The sequence below is a fragment of the Pararcticibacter amylolyticus genome (assembly GCF_003130405.1).
GTDB lineage: Bacteria > Bacteroidota > Bacteroidia > Sphingobacteriales > Sphingobacteriaceae > Arcticibacter > Arcticibacter amylolyticus.
On the sequence record NZ_QEAS01000028.1, the window covers coordinates 45,786 to 63,425 of the forward strand.

Consider the following 17,640-nt stretch of genomic DNA (forward strand, 5'->3'; position numbering starts at 1 on the left):
AATGCAAAATAAGAAAGTAAACTTTCAGGACTGGGGGCTGGTGGATTACCAGGAAGCCTGGGACCGTCAGGAAGCCATATTCGCAGAGATTGTTGGACAGAAAACAGCTAACCGGACCAGGGATACCGGGAGCCCGACAGACAACTACCTGATCTTTGTTGAGCATCCGCATGTGTATACACTCGGAAAGAGCGGAAAGCCTGAGAACCTTCTGCTGGATGAACAGGCGCTGGAAGAAAAGCATGCTTCTTTCTACAAAATAAACCGGGGTGGAGATATTACGTACCATGGCCCCGGACAGATCGTGGGATACCCGATTTTAGACCTCGACAACTTCTTTACCGATATCCATTTATACCTGCGTACCCTGGAAGAGGCCGTCATTCAAACGCTCGGAGAGTATGGCATAAAAGCTGGCAGGTATCCCGGATATACCGGTGTGTGGCTGGATGCTGACAACAGCAATGCCCGTAAAATATGTGCAATGGGAGTACGCTGCAGCCGTTGGGTAACCATGCATGGTTTTGCTTTCAATGTCAACGCAGACCTTAGTTATTTCGGCAATATCGTTCCCTGCGGAATCGATGATAAGGACGTGACTTCTATGGAGCGGGAACTTGAAAGAAGGCTGGATATAAGAGAGGTGAAGGAGGTGCTGAAGGGCAAAATTGCAGCGCTTTTTGAGATGGAATTCGCCGGCTGAGAATAAATGTAACAAAACCGAAACCAAATTGATTTTTTTCTATTTTAGCATTAATAATTTTAATCTAAACGTTTAATCTGAAGTATTATGAATGAAAATCTTGCTGCCGGTATTGGTGTCACCGGTGTTATCATTTATCTGGCTATTCTTGTCCTGATCGTTGTTTCAGGATGGAAAGTATTCGAAAAAGCCGGAAAACCAGGCTGGGCTTTTATCGTTCCCATTTACAACATGGTGGTTTTATGCGAAATAGTAGGTAAACCTGTTTGGTGGGTGATCATGATGTTCATTCCATGCGTAAACATTGTTTTCGCTGTTTGGATAACCAACCTTCTGAGCAAGAGCTTTGGCAAAAGCGAAGGGTTCACAGTGGGGCTTCTGTTGCTGAGCTTTATATTCTATCCGATCCTTGGCTTTGGAGATGCACAGTACCAGGGGCCTTCAGCAAAGGAAGCTCAGGGATTTACAAACTTTAAGCCTGAGGACTATCAGAGACCTTATAATAATAACGATACCGGATCCTCGCTTTAATCAGAGAATGATTTTAATGATATTGTGCAGCCTGTCAGACATCCTGAACAGGCTGCATCCGTTTTTGATCCCCTGTCCTTTTAAAAAAATTACCGGTATCGATTGCCCGGGCTGCGGTTTTCAGCGCTCGGTTATTGAGTTGCTCAATGGCCATTTTGCCGAAAGTTTCCGTCTTTATCCAGCCACGATACCGCTTCTATGCCTGTTTGCCTCCTCGTCTGTATTATATGGGTATAAAGTTCCCGGAAAGCATCGCTTCATACAGCCGCTGATGTATTTTACGGGATATGTGATATTCCTGTCCTACCTCTATAAGATGGTTATTATATAGGTACAGCCGAAGTGATTGCGTTATGATCCTTCAGAAGGGCCTGAACAAACTCCATCTCATTCATTTGCGCCGGGATTTGAACCGAAAGATGTTCACTTAGTTTTACGGCCAGATTATACACCAGGACGTTATTCCCGCTTTCCTTAAAGTTCCGGATTACCTCATGGATCAACTCGATGTCCCGGCTGTTTAAGCGTTCAGCTTCGGGAAAGAGCGGCTGATAGTTTTCTTCCGGTGGAATAAATGCAATATCTTCCAGTTGTGTCCTGGGCTTTGTTTTGATAACGGTTGTCCCTGCAACGCGGTCACCGATGCGTTGATGGGGCTTACTGGTTGTAACGGAGATCAAGCCCCCGAGCTGAAACGTGAGAGTGAAATCGACGAGCCTGAAAATCCACCTCAATAAGTATTGACCCAGGCGGGGGGATGTCCCGTCTATGCTTACAACCCGTATCTTCATCAGCTTTTTGCCGAAACTCTGCCCATGAAGAAATACTTCACAGATCAGATCATAAAGAGCAAAGAATATTATGATGACAAATATCACGATTCCAAAGATGACAGCGGAGCTTTCCGGTCCTGTACCTGGTACAAGATTCAGGATCGTCATAACGATAAAGGCTGCATAATAGACAAGGAAAAGTATCCCCCAATCGATCAGGTAGGCAACCATACGTTCTCCGAGCCCCGCCATCTCATATTCTATATCGATATTCTGAGACGTAGTAATTTTAACGGTTTGCATTTAACAAATAAAAAAAACTAATTTAAACTTTTTATTGGTGATTTAAATTTTGTAAGTATTTTAACACAGGCAATCTAAGCCCAACGATTCAATGCGAGAGGCCTTATTTATTAAACAGAACGCGGAAAAATGGAAAGGATTTGAGAACATGGAGTCAAAGGACCCTGATCTTTTGGCGGAGTGTTTTATATCGGTAACGGACGACCTTGCCTATGCAAAGACTTTCTATCCTAAGTCAAAGACAACCGCCTATCTCAACGGACTTGCATCCCGTTTTCATCAATCCCTTTACAGGAATAAAAAAGAGAGATTAAGCCGTCTTTCGGCCTTCTGGAGATACGAACTCCCGCTGATCTTCAAATCGAGGGAAAAGGAGCTCCTGTATTCTCTGATCATCTTTGTTGTTTTTTGTCTGGTCGGGGTAGTTTCCGCCAGATCTGATTCCAGCTTTGTACGACTGATAATGGGGGATGAATATATTAAGATGACGAATGACAATATAGAGAAAGGTGATCCTTTCGGGGTGTATAAGAGCCATAACGAATTTGCAATGTTTATTTTGATTGCATTTAATAATATTGCTGTCTCCTTTTACGAATTTGTTTCCGGGATCTTCCTTTCTGTAGGAACCATTTTCCTGCTCATAAAGAATGGTATTATGCTTGGGTCATTTCAGTATTATTTCTTTAGTAAAGGACTTGGATGGAATTCGGTGCTGGTGATCTGGATTCACGGTACACTGGAGATTTCAGCGGTCGTGATAGCCGGGGCAGCAGGCCTTACCCTCGGTAACAGTATTCTTTTTCCCAAAACATATACAAGGATGGTATCAGTAAAAAAAGGTGCACTGGAAGGACTGAAGATCATTATTGGCCTCATACCTGTATTTATCTGTGCGGCATTCCTCGAAGGGTTTATTACACGTCATACAGAGATGCCTGTGTGGACAAGTGTTTCAATCCTGATTCTTTCACTTTCTTTTATCATTTGGTATGTAATAATTTATCCTTCGGTATTAACACGAAAATTAGAAAAAGGATTAGCCCCCAAGATTTCTGATCCATCATGAAGAATAAGATAGAATTAAGAAAAGTCCGTGATTTCGGTGAATTAGTTGGCGATACTTTTTTGTTTATCGGTGAAAACTGGAAGCCGCTTCTGAAAGCCTATGCAATAATTTGCGGCCCGGTCTTACTGGCGGGGATAATTGAATCCATATTTAACCTGGTTTCGGACGGCGTTTCCGACCCTCAGGCATCCGTTGCAAGATCGTTGCTCGGCGATAATTCCTTTTTAGGATTAATGCTGCTCTCGCTGGCAGGCATCTGCATTTCGATCACCACGTTTTCATACGTCAGCGTTTATAATGATAAAGGAAAGGAGTCTCCTTCAACGCCTGAAGTGTGGGGATATGTAAAATATTTCTTTTTCAGGATGTTGGGAGCAAGTATTCTGCTCGGGATACTTCTGCTGGTCGGAATAGTCATGTGTGTGGTGCCGGGCTTATATTTCTGGCCGGTTTTATCCATCATGCTGGCAATTATGGTTTTCGAAAACGGCTCGCTTGGCTATGCATTCGACCGAGGGTTCAAGCTGATAAAAGACCATTGGTGGACTACTTTTGGAGCTATGATGATCATTATGATCGTTGTCTATGCGGGAATGATGGCTTTCCTGATCCTGATGGGGATCGCAGGGGGCGTCTCGGTACTGCTGGGGTCGGATTTCATGAAATCATTGCCCTTCACAATAACCATATCTGTGATTCAATATCTTTGTCAGATACTTACAGGCATTTTCTCAATTGTCATAAGCCTTTGTTACTTTAGTCTAGTTGAGCGTAAAGAGGGCATCGGTTTAATGCAGCGAATAAATAAAATAGGACAGGAGAATCCTGAAACTAACCTTCCGGATGAAGACTATTAATATCAGGTTGCCGATTTTGCTTCTCATGACTCTTTTCTTTTCCTTATGGGGAAAAGAGGCCATCTCTGCATCCGTCAAAAAAGACAGTACAGCGGTCAGCCTGAGGACATTTAATCAGGGCGAATTAAACAAGTACAGGAGTAACGCTGAGTTCAATTATGAGGAAGGAGGAGAAGACGTCTCTTTATCGTGGTGGGACCAGTTTTGGAATAGGGTATGGACATGGATAAGACGTTGGTTTGGAAATATTGAGAAGCCCGGTCTTTCGCATTCTCCTGGGTATTGGAAATACATTTTTTTAACTCTTATTGCCGGCGTTCTTATTTATATACTGATTAAGTCAAAAGGCCTCAGCCTATCCGGCTTGTTTAGCAGGAAGTCACCGTCAATAGAGGTTCCCTATACTGAGTTTTCCGAAGACATTCATGGGATTTCTTTTGATGAAGAAATGGGAAAAGCTGTTGAAGCCCGGGACTTCAGGTTAGCTGTCAGGCTATTATACCTTAGATCTCTTAAACATCTGAGCGAAGCCGGGAAAATAAAATGGGTTCCCGGAAAGACAAATTCTGAATATGTAAGAGAACTCAGGCATACTGAACAAAGAAGGATATTTTCTGTGCTGACCAGGGAATTCGAGTACATATGGTATGGCAATTTTCCTGTTGATAACAGAATGTTTGACAGGATCAGAAACGCTTTTGCCGATTTTGATAAAGGAGGGTACAAATGAAAGACCTGAAATGGTACACGGGTATATTCCTTGTATTACTGACACTCTACCTGGTTGCGCAGCTCAATAAGCCTAAACAGATAGACTGGAAGGAATCATTTTCGCGGGAAGACAAAATTCCGTTCGGAACATATATTGCATATAACAGGCTCGGTGATATTTTCAGGGGAAGCAGGATCATCCCAAAACGAAACCCTCCTTATTTCGTCTTCACCGAAAATAAGGTAGGTAAAGGTTCTTATATTATAATCAGTAACAAACTCAGCATTGATCAATACGATTTTAAGGAACTTAAGAAATATATGCGGCAAGGGAACGACGTATTTATGGCGTCCTATTTCCATAATCGCTTTTTAACAGATTCTCTGAAGATTACCCTTGGAGATGAAGCCGGATTTAAGACAGCCCCGGCTGGTCTTAATTTTGTCAACCCGTCACTGCGCTCAGACAAATACTATAGGTTCGATAAAGGAATAGGAGACCAGTTCTTCCGCTCTTTTGATACCGCCAGGGCCGTGGTGCTTGGAGTAAATAGCAGGGGGCGTGCAAATTTTATCAAATATTCTTTTGGTAAAGGCGCTTTATACCTGTTAGCCGGCCCGCACTTTTTTACGAACTATAATATGTTAAAGCCGGGTGGTGCTGAATATGCCGCCAGGGCACTATCTTACCTTAAGCCCGGAGGTGAAATTGTATGGGATGAATATTCGGCTCTCGGACCGGTAGGAGAGCAGTCGCCCATGCGGGCATTTCTGGATGATCCGCAGCTTAAAATGGCCTGGTATCTGGCTCTTTTTACCATGCTCATATTTGTTATTTATGAAATAAAACGACGCCAGCGCATCATACCTGTGATCGCGCCGCTCCAAAATACAACGGCTGAGTTTGTAGGACAGGTTGGCAGGGTGTATTACGAACAAAAGGATCATGCCGGCATCGCCCGTAAGAAAGTGACGTACCTCCTCGAATATATCCGGACGAGATATCACCTGAAGATGGAGAAACCCGATAAAGAATTTGCTCAGCGCCTGGCTGTAAAGTCGGGCTTGAATGATGGGCTTATTACAGAGCTCATGGCTCAGATTGCACAAATTGACCGTTACCCGAACGTTACGGCAAAAGAACTAACAGATCTCAATCAGAATATTGAAGCTTTTTATAAGAATTCACGATAATGGAAGAAGAACTTTTTGAACAGCGGACCGACTTAAGCCAGTTAAAAGCTTCTGTAGAAGCAATCCGGGAGGCATTGGGAAAAGTGATCATCGGTCAGCACGAAATGATAGACCTGCTGATTGCCGGTATCCTGGCAGATGGCCATATCCTCATCGAAGGTGTGCCGGGAGTAGCAAAAACGCTGGCCGCCATGCTTCTGGCAAGAAGTATTGATGCCGGGTTCTCCAGGATTCAGTTCACCCCCGACCTGATGCCCTCCGATGTATTGGGAACCCCGGTTTTCAACCCGCGTGAAGGTTCTTTTGAGTTTAAGAAGGGGCCTGTGTTCGGCAATGTCATTCTTGTAGATGAAATTAACCGCGCACCCGCCAAGACGCAGTCTGCGTTGTTCGAGGTGATGGAAGAAAGGCAGGCTACGATTGACGGTCATACCTATCGTATGGAGGAGCCGTTTATCGTACTTGCCACTCAAAACCCAGTAGAACATGAAGGTACCTACAGGCTTCCCGAAGCGCAGCTTGACCGCTTCCTGTTTAAGATCCAGGTTGGCTACCCTACGCTTGAGGAAGAAACCGCAATCCTGTCGCGGCAGCACCAACTTAAAACAGACGATAAGCTCCATGAAGTGAGGCCTCTTTTGACAGGAGACCAGGTGGTTGCTTACAGAAACCAGGTAAGGAAACTCTTTGTAGAAGAGAAGCTGCTGGAATTTACAGCGAAAATCATTCACGGCACCCGCAACAATAACTCTTTGTACCTTGGAGCTTCACCCAGGGCGGCCCTTGCCGTTGTAAACAGTGCTAAAGCTATTGCCGCAATGAATGGCCGTGACTTTGTTACTCCTGAAGATATTATCAGGGTAGTACCGCCGGTGTTGCGGCATCGCGTAATCCCGACTCCCGACAAAGAAATGGAGGGAGTCTCTTCGGATGAAATATTAAAACAAATAATCCACCAAATTGAAATCCCAAGATAACCCAGGTAACATGCAGCTATTTCCAACCCATAACCCATAACCCATAACTCTTTTGACCCGCTTCTTCAGAAAATATTATCGCGATCTTTTTCTCAGCAACCGCTTATTTGCAGGATTGGGGTGCTGTATCACGCTGTATCTCTTTTCCTTCTTCTTCCCCTGGCTGGGAGTGATTCCTGATCTCGCCTTGTGTTGCGTGGTTTTGTTGTTGATAACCGATATTGTCCTGTTATACAGGATGGAGAAGGGCATATTCGTACGCAGGAATACACCCGAACGCTTAAGTAACAGCGACGATAACAAGCTGAGCATTTATATAGAGAATTTTTATGGCTTTGCTATAACTGCGGGAGTTATTGATGAGATACCCTTCCAGTTTCAGAAGCGGGATATCTGGTTTGAAGCAGCGCTGGGCTCCCGGCAGCAGAAGATCATTGAGTACTTTCTGAAACCATTAAAGAGAGGAGAGTATGAGTTTGGTGCTGTACATGTATATGTCAGATCGCCTTTGGGGATCATCAGCAGGCGTTATTCCTTTGATTACAAGGTTACTGTTCCGGTATATCCGTCATTCATCCAGATGCGCAAATATGAACTCCTGGCAGTATCTAACCGCCTTAACGAGATCGGTATTAAAAAGATCAGGCGTCTGGGACACAGCATGGAGTTCGAGCAGGTAAAAAACTATGTGGCTGGAGATGATTACCGCACCATCAACTGGAAAGCCACCGCCCGCCGGGGCGATCTGATGGTGAATTCTTATACGGATGAAAAGTCGCAGCACATATACTGTATAATCGATAAGTCGCGGACAATGAAGATGCCTTTTGATGGGTTAAGCCTTCTCGATTATGCTATTAATGCATCGCTGGTATTATCAAATGTAGCCCTGCTGAAGGAAGACAAGGCCGGTTTGATCACCGCATCTGAAAAAATAGGCTCCGTTCTTCCGGCGGATAAAGGAGCCATACAGATAAAAAAGATCCTTGAAATCCTCTACAAAGAGAAGACCCGGTATCTCGAGTTGAATATGGAGGCGCTCTACAGTACCGTTAGGGCGACATTGAAGCAAAGGAGCCTTGTCGTTTTCTTTACCAACTTTGAGAGCCTTCCGGCGATGCAGCGGCAATTGCCCTTCCTGAAGCGGATTGCCCGTTTTCATTTGCTGCTGGTGGTGTTTTTCGAGAATACTGAATTGAAAAAACTTAGTGAAGAACCCGCAAAAAATGTAGAAGGCATCTATGTGAAGACAATAGCAGAGAAGTTTGCTTTTGAAAAGAAACAGATGGTAAGAGAGCTCGCTAAATATGGAATTCAATCTATCCTGACTGCCCCCGAGAATCTTACGGTCAACACGGTGAACAGGTACCTGGAGATCAAGGCTCATCAGTCGATTTAATCACTCCGGTGAAGAAGTTTCATTTGCGCCGTTTCCGTATCCAAAAGTTTACATGGAATATGGATGGAACTCCTAACTTTGGGGATCAGCTAAAACGTTTATGCAAAGAATCGTCTTTACATTTCTCATCATTTTTTTAATTCAGTCCGGATGGGTAAATGCTCAGGCCCCGGCTTTACAAACTTTCACTAATCCTCTTCTTCCTCATGGGGCTGATCCATTTAGCTTTTACAAAGATGGCTATTATTACTACATGCATACAGGGGGGAATAAATTGATGTTATGGAAGACGAAAACGCTGGCCGATCTGGCCCGCGCCGAGAGAAAAGTAATATTCGATCCTCCTGAAGGCAAAGCCTGGTCAAGGGAGCTATGGGCGCCCGAAATCCACTTTATAAAAGGAAAATGGTACGTTTACTTTGCTGCAGACGATGGAGATAACGTAAATCACAGGATGTACGTCATTGAGAATGCTTCTCCGGACCCGATGAAGGGCTCCTGGGTTTTTAAAGGTAAAGTAGCCGATAAAACCGATAAATGGGCAATTGACGGTTCTGTATTTACTTATAAGGGAAAGTTGTATATGGTATGGTCGGGATGGGAAGGGGACACTAACGGACAACAGGATATCTATATAGCCAGGATGAAGAACCCTGTGAAAATTACCGGAAAGAGGGTCCGCATTTCAAGTCCCGTTTATAAATGGGAAAAGAACGGCTCTCTGCCGGGAAATCCCCCTCACGTGAGCGTCAATGAAGGCCCTCAGCCTCTTATAAACGGCGACAAGCTCTTTATAATATATTCGGCAAGTGGTTGCTGGACGGATTATTATGCATTGGGAATGCTTACCTATGCGGGGAACAAAAGTGTTCTGGACTCAGCGTCCTGGAGGAAAAACGAGCAGCCTGTGTTCGCGCAAACTCCTGAAAACGGCGTATATGGCCCCGGGCATAACTCGTTCTTTAAGTCTCCTGACGGTACTGAAGACTGGCTTCTCTATCATGCGAACTCAAGGCCCGGCGAGGGCTGCGGAGGGAACAGGTCTCCCCGCGCGCAGAAGTTCACGTGGAACGCAGACGGTTCACCCAATTTCGGGCTTCCTGTTAAGACGGGACAGATCCTGGCTGTTCCCTCTGTTAAAAAAGCAGAATAATGATAAATTTGCTTCCCGACTGGAATATTATCTGAAATTAATTAAGTTTGGATTTATATAATACCCATTTAAATTTTACAATTATAACCATCAATGAAAACCCAGCTCAAATCTCCCTGGCTTTACGCCGCCTGTTTATTCGCGCTGACAGCGTGCAGCAACCCCTCTAAACAACAAAAAACTAGTAATATGACCGACACTGCAAAACCTGCAGCTATTCCGCCGCAGGAATCCTTTCAAAAAACTATTGACGGAAAGAAAACCGATCTTTTTATATTAAAGAACAACAGTAATGCACAGGTCGCTATCACCAATTATGGCGGTCGCGTAGTAAGCCTGCTGGTTCCCGATAAGAACGGCAAAGTGATTGATGTTGTAAATGGCTTCGATAATGTGGATGATTATACCAAAGGAGGCGATACTTATTTCGGTGCGCTGATCGGACGTTATGGTAACCGCATCGCCAAAGGAAAGTTCAGCATCGATGGAAAAGAATATCACCTTGCTATTAATAATGCTCCTAATGCGCTCCACGGTGGCCCTAAAGGCTTTTCAAGAGTGGTGTGGGACGCTAAGAAGCTGTCTGATAACCAGCTTGAGCTGACCTATCATGCAAAAGACGGAGAAGAAGGATATCCGGGAAATCTTCATGTAAAAGTAACTTACACCCTTACAGGAGATAATGACCTGGAGATTGATTATGAGGCGACAACCGATAAGAAAACGGTATTAAACCTTACCAATCACTCTTTCTTCAACCTGAACGGAGAAGGCAGCGGTACCATCAACGATCACCTGATGCAGATTTATGCAGACCGGTATACACCTGTTGATTCAACGCTTATCCCAACCGGCAAGCTGGAATCTGTAGAAGGTACTCCATTTGACTTCAGGAAACCGATAGCTATTGGCGCAAGGATCAACGAAGACAATACGCAGCTTAAATACGGAAAAGGCTACGACCATAATTTTGTGATTGCGGATAAGAAATCATCTGTGCTGAAACGGGTAGCCACGGTTGTGGGAGATAAATCAGGTATCGTAATGGATGTTCTTTCCAAAGAGCCAGGAATCCAGTTTTATGGTGGAAACTTCCTGGATGGCTCTCATACCCTGAAGAATGGAATAAAGGATGATCACAGGACAGCTTTCTGCCTGGAAACTCAGCACTTCCCTGATTCTCCGAATCAGCCATCTTTCCCTTCAACAGTTTTAAGTCCGGGTGAAACCTACAAAACAACTACTGTTTACAAATTCACCGCAAAATAAAATGAGGAGCCTCTGGCCTGAAAGCCAGAGGCTCCTTTTCTTTTCCAGCCCTCCCTTTGACTCAATCATCATACAATCATTTCCGAAATCTTAGATCTCAAAAACTCACACCTGATATGTTGAAAAAATTCATATCCTTTTTTCTGCTGCTTTTATTTGTGGCGGCAGTGCAAGCCCAGCAATTGGTTCTTCCCGGAGACAATCCTGATCCCTCTGTTGTTAAAATAGGGGATACTTATTGGGCGAGTGCAACAACTTCTAACTGGGGCCCTGCTTTTCCACTGTTCAGGTCAAAAGACCTGGTGACCTGGAAGCAGCAGGGAGCTATATTCAACGAGTTGCCGCAATGGGCTGATTACTACTTCTGGGCGCCCGAAATTACCTATGATAAAGGACGGGTATATGTGTATTACACTGCCCATAAGAAGAATGGATCTTTATGTGTTGGGGTGGCCAGTGCCGACAGGCCCGAAGGCCCCTACCGGGATCATGGCCCCCTGATCTGCCAGGAAGCTGGTTCTATTGATGCTTTCCCGATGCGGGATGAGAAAGGAACGCTTTATCTCATCTGGAAGGAGGATGGTAACAGTATCGGACAGCCTACGCCCATCTGGATTAGCGAGATGAACGAAGAACGGACTGCGCTAATTGGTGAAAAGAGAGAGCTCTTCAGGAACACGGAACCCTGGGAATCAAATCTTGTTGAGGGGGTATCAATTATACATCATGGCGATTATTATTACGCTTTCTATGCTGCTGCAGGATGCTGCGGGATCGAATGTACCTATATGAGCGGGGTCGCCAGGGCTAAAACCCTTTTGGGGCCCTGGGAAAAATATAATCAAAACCCGATCCTTACGAGCAATGAAAAGTGGAAATGTCCAGGCCATGGCACTCCGGTGGAAAAGGACGGCAAATGGTATTTTCTATATCATGCTTATGATGCGAAGAGCGGGCCTTATGCCGGCAGGCAGGGTTTGCTTCAGGAGTTCAGCTTCACTTCCGACGGCTGGCTAAGTTTCATAAAGCAGCCGGTATCTGCAAAAGATCATGCGAATTATTCGGTTTCCGACGACTTCAGGGGATCCGGGCTATCGGACAAGTGGCAATGGAATGTTTTTCAAAAACTTAATTATAAGCTTATTAAAGGCAATCTCGAATTATCTGCTTTGCCTGCTGAATCAGGGGCTTTTGTCGGACAAAAAACCTATACTGCTGATTATATAGCCGAGACTACGGTTTCTGTGGCAAAGTCGGCGGCGGAAGCCGGAGTTGCTGCGGTAGGGGATGAGAACAACCTGGTTCGGGCTTCCATTTATCGTGACACATTGAGGCTTGCGGTCATAAAAGGAGGGGTTCCTGTATTTATCCAGGAGCAAACCTTGAAAACTAAAGACAAACTGACCCTGAGGATGCAGGTGAAGAATGGAAAGGATATCACCTTTTTGTACGGCGTTCCGGGCAAAGAATTAAAAGTCTTTAACCAGGAGCCTGTAGATGGTTCATTCCTTCCGCCTTGGGACAGAGCGGTACGTGCAGCTCTTATATCTAAAGGAGATCCTGAGAAAACGGCTGTATTCGAGCGGTTTGTCCTTAAGGATCTAAATCAGTAATAAAGACATCTTAGGACTGTATATCCGGGGCGTTGCCCCGGAATATTACATTCCCGGTAATTTGATCCCGGCGTTCTTAATATCATTAATAAGCTTTTCCTGGAAAGCAAGTTTCGCGTCAATGAAGCCATGGGCATTCACCCACACGTTGATCATCATTTTATATCCATCCGCCTCAAGTACAGACACCCCAATTCGCGGAGCCGGGTTATTCATGATATTTTTCGCACTTCTTGCTGATTCTGTCAATACTGTCTTTACTTGCTGAATATCATATGAGTAGCTGAACTTTAACTCTATGTCCATTCTCCTCTTTCCCTGCCTGCTTACGTTAATGATGATTTCATTGGAAAGCTTGCTGTTGGGAATAATAACCGTTTTATTCTCGAACGTTGTTACAACGGTATAGAATATCTGAATTGACGATACAGTACCTTCCTGTCCCTGTGCGATAATATTATCACCAGCTTTAAACGGCTTGAGCACGAGGATCAGTACACCGCTTGCAAAGTTTTGAAGGGTGCCGGATAGTGCGAGACCGGCAGCTACACCAAACGCTCCGATTACTGTGGTCAGTATGGTCAGCTGTACGTCAAGGATCTGCATAACCGCCAGTATCAGCATTACCTGCAGCGAGATGACCAGTATACTCAGAAGAAAAGGTTGTAATGACGGGTCGAAGTTTCGTTTTGCCATGCTCCGCATGATGGCTTTTTTAACCATTTTGATAAGGGAGAACCCAATCAGCAAAACAATGACCGCTAATATCATTCTTGGTCCGTTTGACAGGATCCAGTCATATGCTTTGTCGTAAAATTTTTCCAGTTCCATGTTGTCAAACTTATAAAATTTGTGTGATTATATACATTGAATGCAATGAAGAATAGAAGGCACCGTACCAGGGCTTTTAAGCAGCCGGCCTTCTTATAAAAAAGAAAACCCGGAGCTCAGCCCCGGGTTTTCTTTTTTTATTTCTTTCCCGTTAAGGGAGGGGAATTACATCATTCCGCCCATGCCGCCGCCCATCGGAGGTACGCCTGCTCCGGCTTTTTCATCTTCCGGATCATCAGCAAGTACACACTCAGTAGTCAGCAACATTGCTGCGATAGAAGCTGCATTCTCTAAAGCCACACGTGATACTTTAGTAGGATCGATCACACCAGCACCGATTAAGTTTTCATAAACATCTGTACGGGCATTGTAACCGAAGTCAGCAGTTCCTTCTTTTACTTTCTGAACAACGATAGAACCTTCGATACCTGCGTTTTCGCAGATCTGGCGAAGAGGCTCTTCGATCGCACGTTTAACGATTGCGATACCGGTAGTTTCGTCGTCGTTATCACCTTTCAGGCCATCAAGACCTTCGATAGCGCGGATAAATGCCACACCACCACCAGCAACGATACCTTCTTCAACAGCCGCACGGGTTGCGTGTAAAGCGTCGTCTACGCGGTCTTTCTTCTCCTTCATTTCAACTTCAGTAGCAGCACCTACGTAAAGTACAGCCACACCACCAGCTAATTTAGCAAGGCGTTCCTGTAATTTCTCACGGTCGTAATCTGAAGTTGTAGTTTCGATCTGAGCCTTGATCTGGTTAACACGGGCTTTGATATCTTCTGTGTTACCAGCGCCGTTGATAACAGTTGTGTTATCTTTGTCAACGATCACTTTTTCTGCCTGGCCAAGGTAAGAAAGGTCAGCATTCTCAAGTTTATAACCTCTTTCTTCAGAGATAACAGTACCACCTGTTAAAATAGCGATATCTTCCAGCATAGCTTTACGACGGTCACCGAAACCAGGCGCCTTAACAGCAGCTACTTTCAGAGAACCACGGATCTTGTTCACAACTAAAGTTGCCAGAGCTTCTCCGTCGAGGTCTTCAGAGATGATTAAAAGCGGCTTGCCTGTTTGAACCTGTTTTTCAAGTACAGGAAGCAATTCCTTCATGCTGCTGATCTTTTTATCGTAGATCAGGATATAAGGGTTATCCAGTTCTGCTTCCATCTTATCTGCGTTGGTAACGAAGTAAGGAGAAAGGTAACCGCGATCAAACTGCATACCTTCTACAGTCTTCACTTCAGTTTCTGTACCTTTAGCTTCTTCTACGGTGATCACACCATCTTTACCAACTTTACCCATTGCTTCAGCGATCAAAGAACCGATCACTTCGTCGTTGTTAGCTGAAATAGAAGCAACCTGCTTGATCTTATTGTTGTCTTCACCAACTGTTTTTGATTGTTGTTTCAGGTTGGCTACAACTGCAGCAACTGCTTTATCAATACCACGCTTTAAGTCCATTGGATTGGCACCTGCAGCTACGTTCTTTATACCTGCAGCTACGATAGCCTGAGCAAGAACAGTTGCAGTTGTAGTTCCGTCACCTGCAATATCAGCAGTTTTTGAAGCAACTTCCTTTACCATCTGGGCACCCATGTTTTCCAGGCTGTCCTTCAGTTCGATTTCTTTTGCTACTGTTACACCGTCTTTGGTGATTGCAGGAGAACCAAATTTCTTATCGATAATCACATTACGACCTTTAGGTCCTAAAGTAACCTTAACCGCATTTGCTAAGGTATCTACGCCTCTTTTCAGGGCGTCACGCGCTTCAACGTTGTATTTAACTTGTTTTGCCATTGTTGTTTTTTTTAGTTGTGAGATATTAGGTATCAGACTGAAGTTTATTGATGTCTGATGTACCTACCCCCGACTTTTACTAGTTTTCTTTTAATATTCGATCTGAATCATGAGTGGTTCTGACCGCTCATTTCCAAACCTCCTATCTCTTTTTTACAATACTGCGTAGATATCAGATTCACGCATGATTAAATACTCTTTACCTTCATAGGTAATCTCAGTACCGGCATATTTGCCATATAAAACCTCATCACCTACCTTAACAGTTAAAGGCTCATCCTTTTTGCCATCTCCAACGGCAACTACAGTTCCTCTCTGAGGTTTTTCTTTAGCTGTGTCAGGGATATAGATACCTGATGCTGTTTTCTCTTCTGCAGGAGCAGCTTCGACTACCACTCTATCTGCGATAGGTTTGATATTTAATGCCATAGTGATTATGAATATTAGTTTTTGTTCCCTTTGTGTCAGATTCTGTGCCAAACAATATTTTCGGTTCTTTTGTGTTCCCTATTTGTCAAAATTTCACTACCCATACAGGTCATTTTACTTTAACTTAATAGCCCGGTGTCATCCTGTCAGTGATTGTCAGTCGGCGGATCCGCTTCCCTTAAAACAAAGAGAGCCGCCCGGCGGGCAGCTCTCTTTGTTAGATTTTTATTGATGCCCGGCCCGATCTCTCAGGACAAGCCCTCATATCTGATGTTTATTTCTTTGTAGTATCTTTAAGACCTGGAATAGTCGCAGGTGCAGCAGGTGCTGTAGGAACCGCTTTGTTGATCTGTCTCTGGATCTCTTCAGCCTCAGAATTCTTCTGACCGCCCTTAGGAATTACTATGTTAATTAACAAAACGATCACCATTAAGCTGATGATCAATGTCCAGGTTCCTTTTTCGAGGAAATCCCCGGTTCTCTGAACGCCCATAATGTTGTTGGACCCTGCAAAACCTGAAGTAAGGCCACCACCTTTTGGCTCCTGGATTAAAACAAGGAATGCTAACAAGACACAAATAATAATAGCCAGGATAATAAGTGCGTAAAACATATAATTTTTGTAATTAACTGATTCTCTTTTCTAGTTCTTCAATTTGACCCGCAAAGTAACGCTTTTTATCCGGGAATTTCAAACTTAATTTTCTGTATATCTCAATGGCTTTGTGATAAAGCATCTGATCCATATAAATTTTCGCCAGCGTTTCTGAAACCAGGTCCAGGTTATCTTCAGAGCTTCTTCTTGCCTTGTTTTCCGTATCAAGCTTAGTTGCCTGGGGAGGGCGGATCTGCGGTTCTTCCTTAATGAACTTTTCTATGATGTCGTCTTCCTTCCGTTTCAGCTCAAATTCAACGGATGAGGCAATCTCCGCAGCCTGGAATGTATTCAATTCAGGCTGTATATGGAAGATGTTCTCGATGATTTGCTGGTTGAGTTCTCCCGCAGGAGTGCGTTTAACGTAATTGGGGTTCCGCACAAAAGGCTGATACGTGTCCGCGTACTCTTTCCTGGTTTTATGCAGCCACCAGAGGAATGTGTACGGCATCGTATCGTCATCATACTTGCTGACGTCCGAGTGGGGGATCTCTTCTCCTTCTTCTGACGGACTTGAAAAGTCTTCAGCCACCCGTTGCAGTGATGTTTCTTCCCCCTTCAGCGGATCGATCTCCGACTGGTTGAAAATAAAGTAGTCAGAAGAAGCAATGCTGTCCACATCTACCACTCTTTCCAGCGCAGGCTCTTCTGCTATCACATCCGTCGTTTCGTTTTCCAGCAATTCAGTTTCGGTGTCGCTGGTTTCTGTTTCCCCGGTTTCCGTTGCGCCGGTTTGTCCCGCGCCAGTTTGTTCATCGTCAACCTGTGTTGTCCCGCCGTGTATCTCCTCTGTTTCCTCTTCAGCTTCTCCAGTTTGAGAAATTTCTGCTTGTGGTGGTGCTGCTTCCGCTTGGATGTCCTCCGAAACTGCGGCATTCAGAGCCTCTGCGTCAGGGTCGTTCATCTCCGGAGCTGTTGCATCAGATTCTCCTATCGGGAACTCATTAACTTCTTCCAGCAGGTGCTCAACCTCCGGGATCACAGTTTCCACAACATTTTCCCGGATCAGTTCTTTTTGCTCAGTCTGCTTTGGAGAAGCTGGCGTCACAAGCTGTTTTTCGTCTTCTAAAACTTGTTCCGGGAGTGCATGATGATAAAAAGAACCCGGTTCATGGATATAGCGATAGAGTGTGTCCCTCTTCGGCGCATACAGTGATGCCTTCGTCAGGTACACTTCATATTCGGGAAGCGAATTTTGTTTTAAGGCTGATAAATACGCAAAATGAATAGGCTGACAGTAAGGGAATTTTAACGCAAGGTATTTCAATGCGGCAATATCCGCCTCATTCAAAGTTCCCTCTGTAGGTAATAGAAATTTTAAAAACTCTTCGCTTCCCGTTACTTTTAATTCTCCCACTGTCGTTTGTTTT

Annotated in this window: 18 protein-coding genes; 12 read left to right on the forward strand and 6 right to left on the reverse strand. The window is 44.5% G+C overall.

What is annotated here, in order from left to right:
- Position 1 precedes the first annotated feature (1 nt).
- The 3 genes from lipB to DDR33_RS27015 all read left to right on the forward strand — a co-directional run bounded on the left by lipB (position 2) and on the right by DDR33_RS27015 (position 1,565).
- Positions 2 to 703 carry a lipoyl(octanoyl) transferase LipB gene (gene lipB / locus DDR33_RS23125; RefSeq protein ID WP_109418179.1) on the forward strand — a complete coding sequence of 234 codons (702 nt, stop codon included), beginning with the start codon at positions 2 to 4 and terminating at the stop codon, positions 701 to 703.
- A gap of 87 nt (positions 704 to 790) precedes the next feature.
- Positions 791 to 1,234 (forward strand): DUF5684 domain-containing protein, encoded by a 444-nt coding sequence (locus tag DDR33_RS23130; protein WP_109418180.1) that lies wholly within the window; start codon positions 791 to 793, stop codon positions 1,232 to 1,234.
- A gap of 16 nt (positions 1,235 to 1,250) precedes the next feature.
- Positions 1,251 to 1,565 (forward strand): DUF2752 domain-containing protein, encoded by a 315-nt coding sequence (locus DDR33_RS27015; RefSeq protein ID WP_394341130.1) that lies wholly within the window; start codon positions 1,251 to 1,253, stop codon positions 1,563 to 1,565.
- Here the strand turns inward: DDR33_RS27015 and DDR33_RS23140 are convergent.
- On the reverse strand, positions 1,558 to 2,310 hold the full coding sequence (locus DDR33_RS23140; RefSeq protein ID WP_109418181.1) for an RDD family protein: 753 nt from the start codon (positions 2,308 to 2,310) through the stop codon (positions 1,558 to 1,560). The genes DDR33_RS27015 and DDR33_RS23140 overlap by 8 nt on opposite strands.
- A 91-nt stretch (positions 2,311 to 2,401) precedes the next feature.
- Between DDR33_RS23140 and DDR33_RS23145 the strand changes: the two genes are divergently transcribed.
- From DDR33_RS23145 to DDR33_RS23185, 9 genes are all read left to right on the forward strand, one after another.
- Positions 2,402 to 3,379 (forward strand): stage II sporulation protein M, encoded by a 978-nt coding sequence (locus DDR33_RS23145; protein ID WP_109418182.1) that lies wholly within the window; start codon positions 2,402 to 2,404, stop codon positions 3,377 to 3,379.
- A complete protein-coding gene (locus DDR33_RS23150; protein WP_109418183.1) occupies positions 3,376 to 4,236 on the forward strand; it encodes a hypothetical protein in 861 nt (286 codons plus the stop codon). The genes DDR33_RS23145 and DDR33_RS23150 overlap by 4 nt, the downstream gene beginning before the upstream one ends.
- Entirely contained in the window at positions 4,223 to 4,966 is a 744-nt protein-coding gene (locus tag DDR33_RS23155) for a DUF4129 domain-containing protein (RefSeq protein WP_109418184.1), read from the forward strand. Before DDR33_RS23150 ends, DDR33_RS23155 begins: the two co-directional genes overlap by 14 nt.
- Positions 4,963 to 6,141, forward strand: coding sequence for a DUF4350 domain-containing protein (locus DDR33_RS23160; RefSeq protein WP_109418185.1), 1,179 nt, complete (start codon positions 4,963 to 4,965; stop codon positions 6,139 to 6,141). Before DDR33_RS23155 ends, DDR33_RS23160 begins: the two co-directional genes overlap by 4 nt.
- Positions 6,141 to 7,118 carry an AAA family ATPase gene (locus tag DDR33_RS23165; RefSeq protein ID WP_109418186.1) on the forward strand — a complete coding sequence of 326 codons (978 nt, stop codon included), beginning with the start codon at positions 6,141 to 6,143 and terminating at the stop codon, positions 7,116 to 7,118. Before DDR33_RS23160 ends, DDR33_RS23165 begins: the two co-directional genes overlap by 1 nt.
- 238 nt (positions 7,119 to 7,356) lie before the next feature.
- On the forward strand, positions 7,357 to 8,517 hold the full coding sequence (locus tag DDR33_RS23170) for a DUF58 domain-containing protein (RefSeq protein WP_238387922.1): 1,161 nt from the start codon (positions 7,357 to 7,359) through the stop codon (positions 8,515 to 8,517).
- Positions 8,518 to 8,617: 100 nt separating this feature from the next.
- Positions 8,618 to 9,670 (forward strand): glycoside hydrolase family 43 protein, encoded by a 1,053-nt coding sequence (locus DDR33_RS23175; RefSeq protein WP_109418188.1) that lies wholly within the window; start codon positions 8,618 to 8,620, stop codon positions 9,668 to 9,670.
- A gap of 189 nt (positions 9,671 to 9,859) precedes the next feature.
- Complete coding sequence (locus DDR33_RS23180; RefSeq protein ID WP_238387923.1) at positions 9,860 to 10,939, forward strand: aldose epimerase family protein; 1,080 nt, start codon at positions 9,860 to 9,862, stop codon at positions 10,937 to 10,939.
- Positions 10,940 to 11,055: 116 nt separating this feature from the next.
- Positions 11,056 to 12,552 carry a glycoside hydrolase family 43 protein gene (locus DDR33_RS23185; protein ID WP_109418190.1) on the forward strand — a complete coding sequence of 499 codons (1,497 nt, stop codon included), beginning with the start codon at positions 11,056 to 11,058 and terminating at the stop codon, positions 12,550 to 12,552.
- A 45-nt stretch (positions 12,553 to 12,597) separates the two neighbouring features.
- Here DDR33_RS23185 and DDR33_RS23190 read toward each other — a convergent pair whose 3' ends face one another.
- From DDR33_RS23190 to DDR33_RS23210, 5 genes are all read right to left on the reverse strand, one after another.
- A complete protein-coding gene (locus tag DDR33_RS23190; protein ID WP_109418191.1) occupies positions 12,598 to 13,383 on the reverse strand; it encodes a mechanosensitive ion channel family protein in 786 nt (261 codons plus the stop codon).
- Positions 13,384 to 13,548: 165 nt separating this feature from the next.
- Positions 13,549 to 15,186 carry a chaperonin GroEL gene (groL, locus tag DDR33_RS23195; protein WP_109418192.1) on the reverse strand — a complete coding sequence of 546 codons (1,638 nt, stop codon included), beginning with the start codon at positions 15,184 to 15,186 and terminating at the stop codon, positions 13,549 to 13,551.
- A gap of 153 nt (positions 15,187 to 15,339) precedes the next feature.
- Positions 15,340 to 15,615, reverse strand: coding sequence for a co-chaperone GroES (locus DDR33_RS23200; protein WP_109418203.1), 276 nt, complete (start codon positions 15,613 to 15,615; stop codon positions 15,340 to 15,342).
- A gap of 274 nt (positions 15,616 to 15,889) precedes the next feature.
- Entirely contained in the window at positions 15,890 to 16,228 is a 339-nt protein-coding gene (gene secG, locus DDR33_RS23205; RefSeq protein ID WP_109418193.1) for a preprotein translocase subunit SecG, read from the reverse strand.
- A gap of 13 nt (positions 16,229 to 16,241) precedes the next feature.
- A partial coding sequence (locus DDR33_RS23210) for a hypothetical protein (RefSeq protein WP_238387924.1) occupies positions 16,242 to 17,640 on the reverse strand: 1,399 nt, incomplete at its 5' end.

Bases quoted from the DNA above. Each gene is read 5' to 3' on its own strand.
- DDR33_RS23190 (WP_109418191.1), bottom strand. From the start codon at position 13,383: ATGGAACTGGAAAAATTTTACGACAAAGCATATGACTGGATCCTGTCA.
- DDR33_RS23200 (WP_109418203.1), bottom strand. From the start codon at position 15,615: ATGGCATTAAATATCAAACCTATCGCAGATAGAGTGGTAGTCGAAGCT.
- DDR33_RS23155 (WP_109418184.1), top strand. From the start codon at position 4,223: ATGAAGACTATTAATATCAGGTTGCCGATTTTGCTTCTCATGACTCTT.
- DDR33_RS23185 (WP_109418190.1), top strand. From the start codon at position 11,056: ATGTTGAAAAAATTCATATCCTTTTTTCTGCTGCTTTTATTTGTGGCG.
- DDR33_RS27015 (WP_394341130.1), top strand. From the start codon at position 1,251: ATGATATTGTGCAGCCTGTCAGACATCCTGAACAGGCTGCATCCGTTT.
- groL (WP_109418192.1), bottom strand. From the start codon at position 15,186: ATGGCAAAACAAGTTAAATACAACGTTGAAGCGCGTGACGCCCTGAAA.
- DDR33_RS23145 (WP_109418182.1), top strand. From the start codon at position 2,402: ATGCGAGAGGCCTTATTTATTAAACAGAACGCGGAAAAATGGAAAGGA.
- DDR33_RS23130 (WP_109418180.1), top strand. From the start codon at position 791: ATGAATGAAAATCTTGCTGCCGGTATTGGTGTCACCGGTGTTATCATT.
- DDR33_RS23175 (WP_109418188.1), top strand. From the start codon at position 8,618: ATGCAAAGAATCGTCTTTACATTTCTCATCATTTTTTTAATTCAGTCC.
- DDR33_RS23165 (WP_109418186.1), top strand. From the start codon at position 6,141: ATGGAAGAAGAACTTTTTGAACAGCGGACCGACTTAAGCCAGTTAAAA.
- DDR33_RS23150 (WP_109418183.1), top strand. From the start codon at position 3,376: ATGAAGAATAAGATAGAATTAAGAAAAGTCCGTGATTTCGGTGAATTA.
- DDR33_RS23160 (WP_109418185.1), top strand. From the start codon at position 4,963: ATGAAAGACCTGAAATGGTACACGGGTATATTCCTTGTATTACTGACA.
- secG (WP_109418193.1), bottom strand. From the start codon at position 16,228: ATGTTTTACGCACTTATTATCCTGGCTATTATTATTTGTGTCTTGTTA.
- DDR33_RS23140 (WP_109418181.1), bottom strand. From the start codon at position 2,310: ATGCAAACCGTTAAAATTACTACGTCTCAGAATATCGATATAGAATAT.
- DDR33_RS23170 (WP_238387922.1), top strand. From the start codon at position 7,357: ATGGAGAAGGGCATATTCGTACGCAGGAATACACCCGAACGCTTAAGT.
- lipB (WP_109418179.1), top strand. From the start codon at position 2: ATGCAAAATAAGAAAGTAAACTTTCAGGACTGGGGGCTGGTGGATTAC.
- DDR33_RS23180 (WP_238387923.1), top strand. From the start codon at position 9,860: ATGACCGACACTGCAAAACCTGCAGCTATTCCGCCGCAGGAATCCTTT.